Here is a 16,407-nt window from a genome sequence, read left to right on the forward strand (position 1 = left end):
TAAACTGCTCTATCATATATCAAAAATTAAAAAAATACAATTATGGAAGTAGATCTATTACATTTTGAAAAAAAATATCATAACTGTATTGTAGCAGGTATAGATGAAGCAGGTAGAGGACCGCTTGCAGGTCCAGTAGTAGCAAGTGCCGTTATAATAGATAACACCAATATTATAACGGGCATTAAAGATTCTAAAAAGCTTTCCAAAAAGAAAAGAGAATTACTATATGAACAAATCACTAGTAATTATGTTTGGGCAACTGCTATTATTTCTCATACCGAAATTGATGATATTAATATATTAGAGGCAACTAAAAAAGCTTGTTCTATTGCTGTGGCAAATCTTAGCCTTGAGCCAGAAATAGTGTTAGTTGACGGTAATATGCAGTTTAAGGATGAAAGGTTTGTCAGTATAATTAACGGTGATAATTTATCATTATCGATTGCTGCGGCTTCTATTGTTGCAAAAGTTACTAGGGATCGTTTGATGCTAGACTTAAGTGCTGAATTCCCCCAATATTTATGGCACAAAAATTCCGGCTATGGTACCAAAGAACATATCGAAGCTATTAATATACACGGCTTATCACCGTATCATCGTAGGAGTTTTAGGTGTTGTTAATGGTATTGCCTGTGTGGACACTGAATCGTCATTGTGAGCAGCCATAGGCTTGCGTAATCTCAGAAAATAATAACAAGCAATGACGATGACGATTTTGGTATCCACAAACGCACACTATTAACTCAACTCAAGTGCTGCCTCTTCTAGAGTTTTTAGCTGATCACGGAGTTTTGCGGCGTGCTCAAATTCAAGATTACTTGCGGCTTTAAGCATTTCTTTCTTTAATTTATCAATATGGCTTTTTAGCTTAGTAGGATTATCAAATAAAGTATGAGCTTGTTTTTTATCAAGCTTACTATCGATTTTTTCAAATTCTGCTAAAGCGTGCATAGCACGGTTGATGGTTTTTGGAATTATGCCGTGTTTTTCATTATATTCCTGCTGAATTTGCCTTCTACGTAACGTTTTACTAACGGCTTTATCGATAGATTTAGTCATTTTATCGGCATAAAGTATAACTCTACCCGCGCTATTTCTTGCAGCTCTTCCTATTGTTTGTATTAGAGATACTTCCGACCGCAAAAACCCCTCTTTGTCTGCATCAAGTATAGCAACTAAGCCGCATTCAGGGAGGTCAAGCCCCTCCCTTAATAGATTAACACCGACTAAAATATCAATAGTACCTTGTCTTAAATCTCGTAAAATCTCTATACGCTCTAGAGTATGAACGTTAGAATGTAAATGAGAAGTTTTATATTTTAGCTCCTGCAAATAGGCGGTTAAGTCTTCTGCTATTTTTTTAGTTAAGGTGGTGATTAGAACACGAAAACCTTGAGCGATAGTGTTTTGAATTTCGCTAATTAAATCCTCAACTTGGTTAGTAGCGGGTTTGATAATACATTCAGGATCAAGCAGCCCCGTAGGTCTGATAATCAATTCTACAACCGTGCCGCCGGTTTCTTCTAACTCGAACAGTCCTGGAGTTGCAGATACAAACACAGTTTGTGGTCTAAATTTGTTCCATTCTTCAAATTTTAAAGGTCTGTTATCAAGTGCAGAGGGTAGACGAAACCCATGCTCTACCAAAACTTCTTTCCTTGCTCGATCGCCGTTATACATCGCTCTAATTTGTGGTATGGATACATGGCTTTCATCAACAAATAATAATGCATCTTTTGGTAGGTATTCGAATAATGTAGGAGGCGGCTCACCGGCATTACGTCCTGTGAAAAAGCGAGAGTAGTTTTCAATGCCTTTACAGCTGCCGGTTTCCGTCAACATTTCAAGATCATATTGAGTACGTTGATTTAGCCTTTGAGTTTCAAGTGGTTTGTTTTGTGACTTTAAAAACTCTAAGCGTTTTTGTAATTCTTCTTCAATACCTGATATGGCATGATTGACTGTTTCTTGAGGCATCACAAAATGTGAATTACCAAAAACCATAGCTTTATCGAGCTTAGCAAGTTTTTCACCGGTTAGGGGATCAAATTCATGGATATATTCGAGTTCATTACCGAAAAACGATAAACGCCAAGCTTTATCGCTGTAATGTGAGGGGAAAATATCGATGTTGTCGCCTTTAACTCTAAAACAACCACGCTCAAATCCAATATCGTTACGCTCATATTGTAGATTTATCAAATCGTTTAGTAGCTGATCACGAGGGTAGCTTTGACCAGGCTCTAGGTTAACCATCATTTGGTAATATAAGTCGGGAGAGCCAAGCCCGTAAATACAAGAAACGGAAGAAACTACTATCACGTCACGACGCGCTAATAGTGATCTTGTAGCGGAATGACGCATTAAATCAATCTGTTCGTTAATTGCTGAGTCTTTTTCTATAAAAGTATCGGTGCGTGCTATATAAGCTTCGGGCTGGTAATAATCATAATATGAGACAAAGTATTCAACGGCATTCTTTGGAAAAATCGATTTCATCTCTGAATAGATTTGGGCAGCTAAAGTTTTATTATGAGCCATAATAAGAGTAGGACGATTAGTTCTCTCTATAATATTTGCCATAGTAAAGGTTTTGCCTGATCCCGTAATACCAAGCAACATTTGTGAGCGTTTTTTGCTACTTAAACCTGCTATAATTTCATCTATTGCTTTTGGTTGATCGCCTGCCGGTTTATATTCTGAGATAATAGAAAAATTATTCATGCATTTTTACTTGCTTTAAAAACTATAGTTTAAGATAATATATTAAAACCTAACAAAAAAATATAACATTATGAATAAAGTTGTATTACACACAATTATTATTTATACTCTCGCTAGTTGTCCTTATTGTATAAAAGCTAAAGCATTGCTTGATAAGAAAAATGTTGCGTATGAGGAAATTGAAGTAAGTAATTTTACTCAGGAAGAGAAAGAAAAATTTATTAAGAAATCCAGTAGGAAAAAAACCGTCCCGCAGATATTTATAGATAATATGCATGTTGGCGGTTGCGATGCTCTATTTGAGCTTGAAAAAGAGGGGAGGCTAGATAAGCTATTAGAAAATCAGCCAAAGAAGACTTTACCTGCTGCCGGAGCTTAATTAATAAAAACGTCATTGCAAGGAAATTACGAAGTAATTGACGAAGCAATCTAAGGAGTTTGTTATTATTTCATGAGATTGCCAAGCTCCCTACGGTCGTTCGCAATGACGATTTAGTATCCACGCGAGCAATACCCGCTTGCAATGATGCTGAAAACTACAGAAACTTCAAAATGTCCAAAAACAAGACCCACAAAAATTCATTCTGTCTACTCCTGTCGTATTTATGGTCAAAGGATTTTGATATACGCCTGCGTATTGTTACCTCTCTTATTTGTCTAGTCATAGCTAGAGTAATAAATATTTTCGTTCCTATTGTTTATAAACATATAATAGATGGGCTAAATAAAAACTTTGCTCTTTCAGTTATTATCGGGATGATTGTTGCATATGGCGGAACAAAAATACTTGTTCAAATTTTCAGTGAATCGCGAAATATCATTTTTTCAAAAGTAGGGTATCAAGCAACTCGCTTAGTTGCTCTAAATGTCTTTAAGTACATGCATAATTTAAGTATGCGTTTTCACATTACTAGAAAAACAGGGGGCTTAAGTAGGTCAATAGAGCGTGGTACTAAAGGTATTGAAGCGGTACTGCGGTATTCGTTATTTAATATTTTCCCGACAAGCGTAGAAATTATATTGGTAAGCGGGATGTTATGGTATGTTTACGGTATTTGGTTTGCCGTAACTATTTTAATAACAATGATAGTTTATGTTGGTTATACTTGCCTAATCAGTACTTGGCGTATTTCTTTTGCAAGGGAAATGAACCAAAGCGATAACACCGCTAATAATAGAGCAATCGATAGTTTACTGAATTTTGAGACCGTTAAATATTTCGGTAATGAAGAATATGAGGCGATAAAGTTTAATGAGGCTTTACAAACTTATGAAAAATCAGCTACTAAAACTACTAACAGCCTATCGATTTTAAATATCGGGCAGGATGTTATAATATCCTTAGGGCTTGTTAGCCTTATGATACTTTCAGCAAATGCTATTAACCAAAATAAAATGACCGTCGGCGATTTAATAATGGTTAATACTTATCTATTTCAGCTATCAATTCCGCTTTCAATACTTGGCTTTGCTTATAGAGAAATTAAAAACGCTCTAGTTAGTATAGAAGATATGTTTAAGCTGCTTGATATACCGGCAGAAGTAGAGGATATTTTGAATGCTAAGGAGCTAATTATCTTAAAAGGTGAGGTTAGTTTCGATAATGTTAGCTTTGCTTATAATCAGGAACGTCCGATTTTACATAATATAAGTTTTACGATCAAGAGCGGTAAAACTTTAGCAGTAGTCGGTAGTAGCGGTGCAGGGAAATCGACGATATCACGCTTGCTTTTTAGGTTTTACGATATTAATAGCGGCAATATTACTATTGATAGTCAGGATATAAGAGAAGTCACGCAACAATCGCTGCGTAAATCTATTGGAATTGTTCCGCAAGATACGGTACTGTTTAACGATACGATATATTACAACATCGCATACGGTAATAATGCGGCGACCTACGATGAAGTTATAGCAGCCTCAAAAAATGCTCATATTCATGAGTTTATTAGCACGTTACCCGAAGGGTATGAGACGCAGGTAGGTGAGAGAGGCTTAAAGCTTTCGGGTGGTGAGAAACAGCGTATTGCAATTGCAAGAACTATCTTAAAAAATCCAGCAATATATATTTTTGATGAGGCAACAAGTTCGCTTGATACTAAAACTGAAAAGCTAATTCAAGCAAGCCTTAAAGGGATCTCGGCTCACCATACTACCCTTATCATTGCCCATAGACTCTCAACTATTATCGATGCAGATGAGATTATCGTTTTAGATAATGGTTATATAGTTGAGCGGGGCAACCATAAAACCTTGCTACAGCACAAAGGCTATTATGCCGAACTTTGGTACAAACAGCAAGAAGAGGAACATTCTTAAAATTTGTCATTATATCAACTACAAGCTTTGTTAAGTGGTTTGGTAAAACCAGCTTGATGTCATTCCCGCGGAGGTTTTATTGCGTAGATATCAAGTCGTCATTGCGAGTGAACGTTAGTGAGCGTGGCAATCTCAGGAATTCTTCTCAAGATTGCTGCGTCAAATTACTATGTAATTTTCCTCGCAATGACAAAAAAACTGATCCACGCAGGAATGACATAGATAGCTAATTGATATTTCAAAAAATTGGCTAAAATTTCTTGCAAGAATAGTGGTGACATTATTTCGGGGTTTCAAAGCCTCTATCCTAAGCGGTATTATCAGCAGTATAAATGGTATAATCCTCGCTTCATGGTCGGGGCCTATGTTACAGGGTTTAAAGTATAAGCTTTAAACCTAAAAGCTATTATAACTGTTCTATGACGGTTCTTTGAACGCCCCAATCACCCGAAGTTAAAATCTTCGGTGGTTAAAACTTGAGCAATTTAAGTTTAATCACGGGAGCAACTACATGTTCAACAAAAATAATAAATTATTATCTAAAATATTACTGTTCTCTAAGAAAAATAAAGATTTAGAAAAACTAAGATCTAAGTTTAAACAAAGGTTAGAAGAACAGGTAACGGTAGATGAGATAACTAATTCTAATATATAAAAAGTTTGTTAACTCTTACGATTATGTTATTGCTTAGAAATGGTTGATATTGTCATTGTAAGTGACTAAAGGCTTTGTTGTATGGCTCGTTTATGTCATTTCCACGAAAGCGGGAATCCAGAAAAAATGATAAAACAAAGAAAATTATATAAAAATTTAGTATATAATTTGCTTAAAAAACTAGATTCCTGCTTTCGTAGGAATGACATCGGCATCCACGCAACAATGCCTCGCAGCAATGACACCGGTAACTTAGAAACAATGCCACGATTATAAATACAAGCAATCCTTGCAAGAAATTTATTATGTCTCTATTATTAAATATAATTCATTAAATTTAAGGCTAAGTCATCGTGACTGATAAATCTTCTTCTAATTTAGTACCGGTAAATATCGAAGATGAGATGAAAGTATCTTATCTTGATTATGCTATGAGCGTTATAGTAAGTAGAGCTATACCGGATGTTCGGGACGGCTTAAAGCCGGTACATCGCCGAATTATCTATTCCATGTATGAAGCCGGTAATCATGGTAGTAAACCTTATAGAAAATCCGCTAGAATAGTTGGTGATGTGATGGGTAAATACCATCCACACGGCGATAGTGCTATTTACGACGCGTTAGTACGTATGGCACAAGATTTTTCCTTGCGTTTACCGCTTGTAGATGGGCAGGGTAATTTCGGTTCGATGGATGGTGATGCAGCGGCAGCAATGAGATATACCGAATCTCGAATGGCCAAAGTTTCGCATAAGCTCGTAGAGGATATCGATAAAGAGACTGTCAGCTTTAACCCTAATTACGATGGTTCTGAAGAAGAGCCTTCCGTACTTCCTGCAATGTTCCCCAATTTATTGGTGAACGGTAGCGGAGGCATTGCGGTCGGTATGGCAACTAATATCCCGCCTCATAATCTTGGTGAGGTTATCGATGCGTGCTGTTTATATATAGATAATAACGATATAGAAATATTAGATTTACTTGAAGTCGTTAAAGGACCGGATTTTCCTACAGGTTCAATGATTTTAGGCATTAGCGGTATTAGATCAGCATATCTTACTGGTAGAGGTAGTATTATTATACGAGGTCGAGCCGAGATTGAGAATATCGGTAATAGCCGTCAAGCAATTATTATTACCGAAATACCGTATATGGTAAATAAGGCAAGGCTCGTTGAGAAAATCGCTGAAATGGTTAAGGAAAAGCGTATAGAAGGTATAAGTGATTTACGTGATGAATCGAATAAAAACGGTGTAAGGATTTTTATTGAGTTAAAGAAAGACGTAGTTGCTGAAGTAGTCTTAAATCAAATATACGCATGTACGCAGCTACAAACTAGCTTCGGTGTTATTATGCTTGCTCTTAAAGACGGGCTACCGAAAGTGATGAATTTGAAAGAAGTAATTGCAGCTTTCGTTAGTTTTAGGGAAGTAGTAATTACTAATCGTACTATATATTTACTCAATAAGGCAAGAGATAGAGCTCATATTTTACTAGCACTAACTGTTGCCGTTAGTAATATCGATGAAATAATACGTATTATTAAAGCTTCAAATGACCCGAATGCAGCTAAACAAGAATTAATGGCTCGTCAGTGGGAAGCATTAAATATCCTACCTCTTGTAAAGTTGGTTGATGATAAAGCAATGTTAAACGAGCAGGGCACATGTAATTTTACCGAAGTGCAAGCTAAGGCAATCTTAGAAATGAGATTGCAACGCCTGACCGCTATGGAGAAAAACAAGCTTGAAGAGGATTTAAAGAACCTCACTACGGAAATCACTGCATATCTTAATATACTCGGCTCTCGTACAAGGTTACTTGAAGTTTTAAAGGAAGAGCTCATTAAAGTTAAAGAAGAATTTGCGACTCCTCGTCTTACTTCAATTGAATTCGGCGAATTTGATCAAGATATAGAAGATTTAATTCAGCGTGAAGAAATGGTTGTAACCGTAACGCTTGGCGGGTATATCAAGCGTGTACCTCTAAGTAGCTATCGTGCGCAAAAACGTGGCGGTAAGGGAAGATCAGGGCTTTCAATGCGTGATGAAGATATTACCACGCAAGTTTTTGTCGGTAGTACCCATACTCCTATGTTGTTTTTCTCAAATATCGGTCAGGTTTATAGTTTAAAACTGTATAAATTGCCTTTAAGTAATCCACAAGGTAAGGGTAGACCGATGGTTAATATATTACCGTTGAAAGCAAATGAGCATATTACGAATATTATGCCGCTACCTGAAAATCAGGATGAGAGGGATAATTTAAACATTATGTTCGCAACTGCCAAGGGTAATATCAGAAGAAGCGATTTATTAGATTTCAAAAAGCTTCAGTCGAACGGTAAAATTGCTATTAGGCTTGATGAGGACGATAAATTAATAGACGTAAAACTATGTAAAGAAGACGAGCATATTTTACTTGCTACCAAAGCCGGTAAAGCTTTAAGATTCCCTGTTGAATCGCTGCGTGTTATTAAGAGCCGTACTTCCGATGGGGTACGAGGTATGAAGCTTGCCAAAGAGGATTCCGTAATTTCTATGACTGTGCTTAAAGGTATTAGGAGTACAAAAGAGGATAGAGATGCTTATTTATCCGTGCCGTGGGAGCAGAGATTAGAGATTGCTAAAGGTAAGGAGTTTAATCCTGAAGAACTTGGCGTAAGCTTAACTGCCCCGGCTATTTTGGAAATGGTAAATTCCGAAGAATTCATTTTAACCGTAACTGAGAACGGTTTTGGTAAGAGAAGCTCAGCTTATGGCTATAGAATTACTGACCGTGGCGGTAGCGGTATAATCAATATGGATATTAACGACAAAACTGGTTTAGTCGTCGGTGTTATGCCGGTTAAAATGGATGATGAGTTAATGCTGATTACCAATAGTGGTAAGTTAATTCGCTGTAAACTTGAGTCAGTACGTATTACGGGACGTAACACTAGCGGCGTAATCCTATTTAAGCTAGATGATGGTGAAAAAGTCGTGTCTGTCTCTTTAATTGCTGAAACTTCTGAAAGTGAAGAAGATAGTGAGTTAGAGGAAGAGGGATTAGAGCAATCTGAAGAGGTGTAAGGGCTAAGGCGTTGTTATTCCCGCATAGCTCTTAAAAAGCTCTCGATGTCATTCTTGCGCAAGCATTTTGCGTAGATACCTAAGTCGTCATTGCGAGGAAGTATTGTTGCGTGGATCGGTAAAACCCACTGCGTTACCCCGTGGTCAAGTCATGGGATGACAGAGGTGAAATTGCTTCACGCAACAATGCCTTGCAAGCAGCGATAGGTTACGTGGCAATCTCATGAAATAATAAAACTCCTGAGATTGCGGGCGTACAAATTACTTTGTAATTTTTCTCGCAATGACATTAATTTATTAATTGATCTGCTTTTAGTTAACAATACCCTCAAAGAACTTCTAGGAAAGTATTGCAATGTTAATTTTTCTCTCTATAACAACTATATATTGAATTTATGAATATGCAAATATTAACTTTCAGTCTTTTTTTCTACTACAACCGGTCTAAGTCGGTAACAATATCTCTCTATCTTTCTTTTAATTATATCCATCTATTTAAATTAACTAATTATTATTAGGTAAGTTTTATGTTGCGTAAAATGTCACTTATTTTAATGGCTATTATATAGCTATCATATTGTTAAACCCACTAAGGAGTTTAGAAGTACAAAGGTTATTGTATTCAATAAGTCTATCTATTAAATCTATAATTGGATTATTTCTGCCTTTAATTATTCTTGGCTTACTTTTTAATCTGTTGTAATGCTAGCCAAAGATGCAATACGTATAGTTTTCTTAATATTTTTACTAGTATGTGGGTCTAATTTTGTTCTACCTTCATAAGTCATTATATAGGTATATACATATATCAATTCGATTGACCAATGATCTCTCCCATAGAAAATGATAGCTTAAAGCCTTTATGGTTGCTTAATTTCCCTAATATTATTTCTAATGATAAAATCGTATTTAGTAGTATTATCTTAGGCTTTATTCCCTCAAAATTGTGTGCTGAAGTTACAATTGGATTGGCTTGTAAGCTAGAAGCATTTGTTGCAAAAATATTGCGATTGTTTATCTATATAATTTCCTTATTTATAATGGGCTTTATTGTAAAACTACAGTTTGATGAAGTATTAGATATTGGTTATATCTTTCTTGATTATTTTAAGTAACTGTCGAGTTCAGGAATTCATATTTAGCCTTAGTAATATGATGCCAGTGTCTATAGGTGGATTTAGTGCAATGTCTAGTGTTATAAGTATGCCACTTAGTATAATAGGAGCAGAAAATAATAAAGCACTCGCTCGTACCGTTGTACCAATAACAGTCAATATTCATCTTGTTGGCGATTGTTTTGCCACACCGATTTTGGCTTATGCTATACTAAAAAGTTATGGATTAGCTGAACCTACTTTATTTAATTATTTTATTTTTACTTTTTATTTTATATTGGCAAAATTTTTAGTAGCAGCTATACCAGGTAGTGCAATTATTGTAATGCTCCCTATACTTGAACAATATCTATAGGTTTTAATACTAATATGATGTTTCTGATTACAGTTCTTTATATCTTATTTGATCCTGTGATCACTTGTGCTAATGTTTTAGGAAATGGTGCTTTTGTTAAACGGATAGATGATATATATAGTGTAACTCAGAAAGCTTAATTTAAGCAAATTTGTATGGCACAAGTCTGGCCTACCGTGAGCATTAGGACGAGGTTTCTCAAAATACTCTAGGTTCGTGCGTGCAAAAAATTAAATTATTTGTATTTTTAGATATTTTTGAGCAAAAATTAATAAGAACGCAAGAGTCTAATATCTCTTTTTCTTTTAAAGTAATTGTTGAATTATCTATAATTTGATAAGTTAGATATTTGTATTCCTTGAATTATTATTTTTTACGAAGAATTAGTGAATTTTTTAACTAAATCTCAAATATTAGATAATTGATTTAAAAGAGAAAAAGCATATAATCTTTGTGTAGAAAGTAATATATTAGTAATAAATTATGATGTGGTTATTCATTGCGATTGGTTTAACCGTTGCGGTTCTTATTATAGGGATAGTGTCGATGGCTATTGGAGGGAAATTTGATAAGAAATTTAGTTCAAAGTTAATGACTTTAAGAGTTTTTTTTCAGGCAGTTGCTATATTTTTATTGATTATAATGTATTTTTATAAAATCAATTTATCAATGTCTGAAAATAACTCAAAAGCTATTAATCGATTTTTCTAATTTCTTCACGTAATTCTTCCCATTTGTCTAAAATTTCTTCTAATGTAACTTCTCCGACTTTTTGCTCTCCATCTTCAAAGTCTTTTAAATCTCTAATCAGTTTCTCTAGATTTAATAATGAAATTTTTTTTTCATTATACTGATCGCTACAATGTTCTTCGAGTTGTTCGGCAATTTCTTCAATATCACCCCAATGCATTATTATTCCTCCTTAATTTTATGCAAGCCCTATTATTAGTATGTTATCTGATATTTGCTATTATTTTTACTAAATTTATTAATTCGACATATTATTGCAAATAGGTGAGTTTATTATGCAACTATTGCCGGGATTAGGCAGTTTTTTTCTTTACATTTTGGTGATTTTATGGTATATCAAAATGAAATATTAAGATTTAAGTATGTCAATATTACCGATAGTAACGGCACCTGATAAAAGATTAAAGCAGAAATCTCAGCCGGTTTTAGAGTTGACCAATCAAACACGAAAATTTATGGATGATATGCTTAAAACTATGTATCATAAAGACGGTGCAGGGCTTGCAGCAGTACAAGTAGGGGTATTGAAACGTATTTTAGTAATTGATATAAAAGATCATGATTTGGTAGCAAGACCAAAAGATTTTTATCCGCTTTTTATAGTGAATCCTGAAATAATAGAAAAATCAGAAGAGCTAGTTACAGCTAACGAAGGTTGTATCTCATTACCGGAGCAACGTATTGAGGTGACAAGACCGGAATCTGTAAAGGTGCGGTATTTAGACTATCATGGTAAATCGCAAGAGCTTAAAGCAAATGATTGGCTTGCAAGAGTTATCCAGCATGAGTATGATCATTTAGAAGGTAAGCTTATGATTGATTATTTAAGTAATTTAAAACGAGATGTAGTACTTCGTAAGCTTAAGAAACTCAAAAATAATATAGTGTGAAAGTAATCTTTATGGGAACGCCTGAATTCGCTGTTCCCACTCTTAAAAAACTTATAACTCATCATGAAGTTAAAGCTGTTTTTACACAGCCACCTAAAGCTAAGGGCAGAGGACTTAACTTAGCTAAATCTCCAATACATCAATTAGCATTTGAGCATCAAATTCCTGTTTATACTCCTGCTACTCTTCGTAATGATGAAATAATAAATCTAATTAATAAAGTTAATGCTGATATTATAGTTGTTATTGCATATGGTTTTGTTGTGCCGAAAGCTATATTAAAAGCTAAGAAATACGGCTGTCTTAATATCCATCCATCCAATTTGCCTCGTCACAGAGGAGCGGCTCCTCTGCAGCGTACTATTATAGAGGGTGACCGGAAAAGTAGTGTATGTATTATGCGTATGGATACAGGGCTTGATACAGGTGATATATTGATGAAAGAAGATTTTGATTTAGAAGAAAGAACAACATTGGAAGAACTACATAACAAATGTGCAAAGCTTGGAGCAGAGTTATTAATTAAAACACTTGCACATATCGATAATATAGTACCAATAAAACAGTCAAGTGACGGCGTTACGTATGCTTATAAATTGACTAAAGAAGAAGGAAAAATTAATTGGCATGAATCCGCATATAAAATAGATTGTACAATAAGGGGCATGAATCCTTGGCCCGGAGCATATTTTAGTTATAATGATAAAATAATTAAAATCCTTGAAGCAGAATATTTAAATGCAGATCATCACTTTACTTCCGGTACCGTTATTAGCGATAAGCTGGAAATAGCTTGTGGGAGCGGTATATTACGAGTGAAAAAACTTCAGCAAGAGAGTAAAAAAGCTTTGAATATAGAAGAATTTTTACGTGGTACAAATATTTTAAAAGGTACAGTATTAAAATAAGGGTATTATTATGGGTAAAGATAAAAAAGAAGTTAGGTTTAATGATAATTGAGACGTTAAGGAGTTTACCTGCCAGTGAACATATAAACGATTTAAAGCAAATAAAAGAAATTTCAAAATTATACGCTCATGCCGTATTTGCTGATTTACAGAAAAATATTTTAGGGAAATTTGATAAGAACGGTAATTTAAGTATAACTAAAGATTTTGCAATTGATGAAAATCTAGTCTTTAGAAAAGACAGTAAATTATTGTTGATTAAAACTCAAAGTGGTTTGATAAAAAGAGAAGGAGGCATGACAGCAGTAAATCATGTTTTACAAAAAGGCAGATTTTTGTTTGAAGATTTAGGCGGTAAGGTAGATACAAAATTAGGGACTGCAAATTTTCTAAACAAAAAGCCGAAAAAGCCTACTTTAAAAAGAGGTTAGAATAACTTTAAACCCTCTCATAAGAAATAAAATTAAAATTATTTGAAATTAGTGTTTGACAAGCTTTAAAAATATAGATATAAAGTCACCACACAAAGTTTGAAATATAAAACTTTGTAGCTGTTTAAAAAGTTGATAAAGTTAAAAACTAAATTACACCGCGATAATAAAAATTTATATCGTGAGTAGATACTGAAAATAATTGTGAAATTAATTCTGTATGCATCATGTAATCTCAAGTTAAAAGCGTAAGTAAATATAATAAGAGCATTTGGTGGATGCCTTGGCACTAGAAGGCGATGAAGGACGTAATACGCTGCGATAAGCTTCGGGGAGTTGCGAATAAGCTTTGATCCGAAGATTTCCGAATAGGGAAACCTACCTAATTTATTAGGTATTGTATAGTGAATACATAGCTATATGAGGCAAACCCAGCGAACTGAAATATCTAAGTAGCTGGAGGAAAGGACATCAACCGAGACTCCGTTAGTAGTGACGAGCGAACGCGGACCAGGCCAGTGGCTTCAAAAAAATAACTAAAACAACATGGAAAGGTTGACCATAGAGGGTGATAGTCCCGTATAGGTAAAAAGTTTGAAGTTCTTGAGTAAGGCGGGACACGTGAAATCCTGTTTGAACATAGGGGGACCACCCTCTAAGCCTAAGTACTCTCTAGTGACCGATAGTGAACAAGTACCGTGAGGGAAAGGTGAAAAGTACCCCGACAAGGGGAGTGAAATAGTACCTGAAACCAAATGCTTACAAGCAGTCGGAGCAAGCGTATTTATATGTCTTGTGACGGCGTACCTTTTGTATAATGGGTCAGCGACTTAGTTTATCTAGCAAGCTTAAGCCGTTAGGTGTAGGCGTAGCGAAAGCGAGTCTGAATAGGGCGTTTAGTTAGATGTATTAGACCCGAAACCGGGTGATCTAGCCATGGCCAGGTTGAAAGTGGAGTAAAATCCACTGAAGGACCGAACCCACTACTGTTGAAAAAGTAGGGGATGAGCTGTGGTTAGGGGTGAAAGGCCAATCAAACTCGGATATAGCTGGTTCTCCGCGAAATCTATTTAGGTAGAGCGTTATAGCGATTACCATCGAAGGTAGAGCACTGAATGAGCTAGGGGGCCCCACAGGCTTACCAAACTCAATCAAACTCCGAATGTCGATGAGTACAGCATAGCAGACAGACTATGGGTGCTAAGGTCCATAGTCGAGAGGGAAAAAGCCCAGACCGCCATCTAAGGTCCCTAAATCATGACTAAGTGTTAAAGGATGTGAGAAGACCAAAACAACTAGGATGTTGGCTTAGAAGCAGCCATCATTTAAAGAAAGCGTAATAGCTCACTAGTCTAAATAAGTTTTCTTGCGCCAACAATGTAACGGGGCTCAAGTCATGTACCGAAGATGCGGGTTTATGCATTTGGCATAAGTGGTAGCGGAGCGTTCCGTAAGCCTGCGAAGGTGAACCGTAAGGTTTGCTGGAGGTATCGGAAGTGAGAATGCTGACATAAGTAGCGATAAAGAATGTGAGAAACATTCTCGCCGAAAGTCCAAGGGTTCTTGCGTAAAGTTAATCTGCGCAAGGTTAGTCGGCCCCTAAGATGAGGCTGAAAGGCGTAATCGATGGAAATCAGGTTAATATTCCTGAACCTGAAGGATGTGACGAAAGTAGTAAATTGTACAGTCTTATTGGATTGATTGTGCAGTGAATATTTTCCAGGAAATAACCCCTTCATTATAGACCGTACCCGAAACCGACACAGGTGGACAGGTAGAGTATACCAAGGCGCTTGAGAGAACGATGCTGAAGGAACTAGGCAAATTGCATCTGTAACTTCGGAAGAAAGATGACCTGTATATGGGCAACCATATGCAGGTGGCACAAGCTAGGGGGTAGCGACTGTTTATTAAAAACACAGGGCTCTGCAAAGTCAATAGACGACGTATAGGGTCTGACGCCTGCCCAGTGCTGGAAGATTAAAAGGAGGGGTGCAAGCTCTGAATTGAAGTCCCAGTGAACGGCGGCCGTAACTATGACGGTCCTAAGGTAGCGAAATTCCTTGTCGGGTAAGTTCCGACCCGCACGAATGGCGTAACGATTTCCCCACTGTCTCCAGTATCGACTCAGCGAAATTGAATTCTCCGTGAAGATGCGGAGTTCCCGCGGTCAGACGGAAAGACCCCGTGAACCTTTACTATAGCTTTGCACTGGTGTTAGGAATCAGATGTGCAGGATAGGTGGGAGACTACGAAGCGAAGGCGTCAGCCTTTGTGGAGTCACCCTTGAGATACCACCCTTTTGGTTCTTGACATCTAACCGAGGTCCTTGAATCAGGATCCGAGACAATGCATGGTAGGTAGTTTGACTGGGGCGGTCGCCTCCCAAAGAGTAACGGAGGCGCGCGATGGTTAGCTCAGGTTGGTCGGAAATCAACTTTTAGAGTGCAATGGCATAAGCTAGCCTGACTGCGAGTCTGACAAGACGAGCAGAGACGAAAGTCGGTCATAGTGATCCGGTGGTCCCGAGTGGAAGGGCCATCGCTCAACGAATAAAAGGTACTCCGGGGATAACAGGCTGATGATTTCCAAGCGTCCATAGCGACGAAATCGTTTGGCACCTCGATGTCGGCTCATCACATCCTGGGGCTGGAGAAGGTCCCAAGGGTTCGGCTGTTCGCCGATTAAAGTGGTACGTGAGCTGGGTTTAGAACGTCGTGAGACAGTTCGGTCCCTATCTGCCGTGGGTGTAGGAAGTTTGAGAGGATCTGCCTTTAGTACGAGAGGACCGAGGTGGACGTACCCCTGGTGGACCAGTTGTCGTGCCAGCGGCACAGCTGGGTAGCTAAGTACGGAAGGGATAACTGCTGAATGCATCTAAGCAGGAAACCCACCTCAAAACTAGACTTCCCCATTAGAGCCGTGGAAGACTACCACGTTGATAGGTCGGGTGTGGAAGCACAGTAATGTGTGTAGCTAACCGATACTAATAGCTCGATTGGTTTACTTTGCTGTGAGATTACATATGCATATAGTGTTAATGTTATAAAAGTGTAGTAATATCTACTCACAAAGTTATCAGGTTAAATAGCTTTATCAACTAATAAGAATGTTATTGCATGACTATATCCAGCAAAATAATTTTGCTGAGTATCATAGTAAAAGTTAAGGTATGATATTAAGAAT

The 16,407-nt window shown here is 36.7% G+C and carries 12 protein-coding genes, 1 rRNA gene and 2 pseudogenes; 13 read left to right on the plus strand and 2 right to left on the minus strand.

Annotated features, from left to right (window positions below; genetic code table 11):
- Nucleotides 1–42 precede the first annotated feature (42 nt).
- The gene (rnhB, locus tag QUD19_RS03580; protein ID WP_498807332.1) at nt 43–624 is read left to right on the plus strand and encodes a ribonuclease HII; all 582 of its coding nucleotides are present in this window, start codon (nt 43–45) and stop codon (nt 622–624) included.
- Between the two features lie 117 nt (nt 625–741).
- On the opposite strand, the gene uvrB is transcribed toward rnhB, so the two are convergent.
- Nucleotides 742–2,727: an excinuclease ABC subunit UvrB gene (gene uvrB / locus QUD19_RS03585; RefSeq protein WP_498807334.1), complete on the minus strand. Its 1,986-nt coding sequence runs from the start codon at nt 2,725–2,727 to the stop codon at nt 742–744.
- A 70-nt stretch (nt 2,728–2,797) separates the two neighbouring features.
- Here uvrB and grxC point away from each other — a divergent pair, with 70 nt between their 5' ends.
- The 8 genes and pseudogenes from grxC to QUD19_RS03625 all read left to right on the plus strand — a co-directional run bounded on the left by grxC (nt 2,798) and on the right by QUD19_RS03625 (nt 10,953).
- Nucleotides 2,798–3,106: a glutaredoxin 3 gene (grxC, locus tag QUD19_RS03590; RefSeq protein WP_498807335.1), complete on the plus strand. Its 309-nt coding sequence runs from the start codon at nt 2,798–2,800 to the stop codon at nt 3,104–3,106.
- Nucleotides 3,107–3,279: 173 nt separating this feature from the next.
- Nucleotides 3,280–5,046: an ABCB family ABC transporter ATP-binding protein/permease gene (locus QUD19_RS03595; protein ID WP_498807337.1), complete on the plus strand. Its 1,767-nt coding sequence runs from the start codon at nt 3,280–3,282 to the stop codon at nt 5,044–5,046.
- 511 nt (nt 5,047–5,557) lie between these two features.
- On the plus strand, nt 5,558–5,701 hold the full coding sequence (locus tag QUD19_RS03600) for a hypothetical protein (RefSeq protein WP_498807339.1): 144 nt from the start codon (nt 5,558–5,560) through the stop codon (nt 5,699–5,701).
- Between the two features lie 353 nt (nt 5,702–6,054).
- Nucleotides 6,055–8,772 carry a DNA topoisomerase (ATP-hydrolyzing) subunit A gene (gyrA, locus tag QUD19_RS03605; RefSeq protein WP_498807340.1) on the plus strand — a complete coding sequence of 906 codons (2,718 nt, stop codon included), beginning with the start codon at nt 6,055–6,057 and terminating at the stop codon, nt 8,770–8,772.
- Nucleotides 8,773–9,596: 824 nt separating this feature from the next.
- Nucleotides 9,597–9,887, plus strand: coding sequence for a transporter (locus tag QUD19_RS03610; protein WP_498807341.1), 291 nt, complete (start codon nt 9,597–9,599; stop codon nt 9,885–9,887).
- Nucleotides 9,871–10,382 (plus strand): annotated as a pseudogene (locus QUD19_RS03615) (cation:dicarboxylate symporter family transporter). The gene QUD19_RS03610 and the pseudogene QUD19_RS03615 overlap by 17 nt, the downstream one beginning before the upstream one ends.
- Before the next feature lie 80 nt (nt 10,383–10,462).
- Nucleotides 10,463–10,604, plus strand: a pseudogene (locus tag QUD19_RS03620) (peptide deformylase).
- Between the two features lie 121 nt (nt 10,605–10,725).
- Nucleotides 10,726–10,953: a twin transmembrane helix small protein gene (locus QUD19_RS03625; RefSeq protein ID WP_498807342.1), complete on the plus strand. Its 228-nt coding sequence runs from the start codon at nt 10,726–10,728 to the stop codon at nt 10,951–10,953.
- Here the strand turns inward: QUD19_RS03625 and iscX are convergent.
- Complete coding sequence (gene iscX / locus QUD19_RS03630) at nt 10,937–11,152, minus strand: Fe-S cluster assembly protein IscX (RefSeq protein WP_498807344.1); 216 nt, start codon at nt 11,150–11,152, stop codon at nt 10,937–10,939. The two genes, QUD19_RS03625 and iscX, sit on opposite strands and share 17 nt — an antisense overlap.
- 202 nt (nt 11,153–11,354) lie before the next feature.
- Between iscX and def the strand changes: the two genes are divergently transcribed.
- The 4 genes from def to QUD19_RS03650 all read left to right on the plus strand — a co-directional run bounded on the left by def (nt 11,355) and on the right by QUD19_RS03650 (nt 16,232).
- The gene (gene def, locus QUD19_RS03635) at nt 11,355–11,882 is read left to right on the plus strand and encodes a peptide deformylase (RefSeq protein WP_498807345.1); all 528 of its coding nucleotides are present in this window, start codon (nt 11,355–11,357) and stop codon (nt 11,880–11,882) included.
- A complete protein-coding gene (fmt, locus tag QUD19_RS03640) occupies nt 11,879–12,790 on the plus strand; it encodes a methionyl-tRNA formyltransferase (RefSeq protein WP_498807347.1) in 912 nt (303 codons plus the stop codon). The genes def and fmt overlap by 4 nt, the downstream gene beginning before the upstream one ends.
- Nucleotides 12,791–12,831: 41 nt before the next feature.
- On the plus strand, nt 12,832–13,221 hold the full coding sequence (locus QUD19_RS03645; protein WP_498807348.1) for a hypothetical protein: 390 nt from the start codon (nt 12,832–12,834) through the stop codon (nt 13,219–13,221).
- A gap of 250 nt (nt 13,222–13,471) precedes the next feature.
- A 23S ribosomal RNA gene (locus QUD19_RS03650) occupies nt 13,472–16,232 on the plus strand.
- The last annotated feature ends 175 nt before the right edge of the window (nt 16,233–16,407 follow it).

Origin of the sequence: Candidatus Rickettsia kotlanii (assembly GCA_030295365.1) — a bacterium.
Classification (GTDB): domain Bacteria; phylum Pseudomonadota; class Alphaproteobacteria; order Rickettsiales; family Rickettsiaceae; genus Rickettsia; species Rickettsia kotlanii.

What these genes read in the sequence shown, in the direction of transcription:
- uvrB (WP_498807334.1), bottom strand. Translation starts at nt 2,727, where the DNA reads ATGAATAATTTTTCTATTATCTCAGAATATAAACCGGCAGGCGATCAA.
- QUD19_RS03645 (WP_498807348.1), top strand. Translation starts at nt 12,832, where the DNA reads ATGATAATTGAGACGTTAAGGAGTTTACCTGCCAGTGAACATATAAAC.
- grxC (WP_498807335.1), top strand. Translation starts at nt 2,798, where the DNA reads ATGAATAAAGTTGTATTACACACAATTATTATTTATACTCTCGCTAGT.
- rnhB (WP_498807332.1), top strand. Translation starts at nt 43, where the DNA reads ATGGAAGTAGATCTATTACATTTTGAAAAAAAATATCATAACTGTATT.
- iscX (WP_498807344.1), bottom strand. Translation starts at nt 11,152, where the DNA reads ATGCATTGGGGTGATATTGAAGAAATTGCCGAACAACTCGAAGAACAT.
- QUD19_RS03600 (WP_498807339.1), top strand. Translation starts at nt 5,558, where the DNA reads ATGTTCAACAAAAATAATAAATTATTATCTAAAATATTACTGTTCTCT.
- QUD19_RS03610 (WP_498807341.1), top strand. Translation starts at nt 9,597, where the DNA reads ATGATCTCTCCCATAGAAAATGATAGCTTAAAGCCTTTATGGTTGCTT.
- def (WP_498807345.1), top strand. Translation starts at nt 11,355, where the DNA reads ATGTCAATATTACCGATAGTAACGGCACCTGATAAAAGATTAAAGCAG.
- QUD19_RS03595 (WP_498807337.1), top strand. Translation starts at nt 3,280, where the DNA reads ATGTCCAAAAACAAGACCCACAAAAATTCATTCTGTCTACTCCTGTCG.
- QUD19_RS03625 (WP_498807342.1), top strand. Translation starts at nt 10,726, where the DNA reads ATGATGTGGTTATTCATTGCGATTGGTTTAACCGTTGCGGTTCTTATT.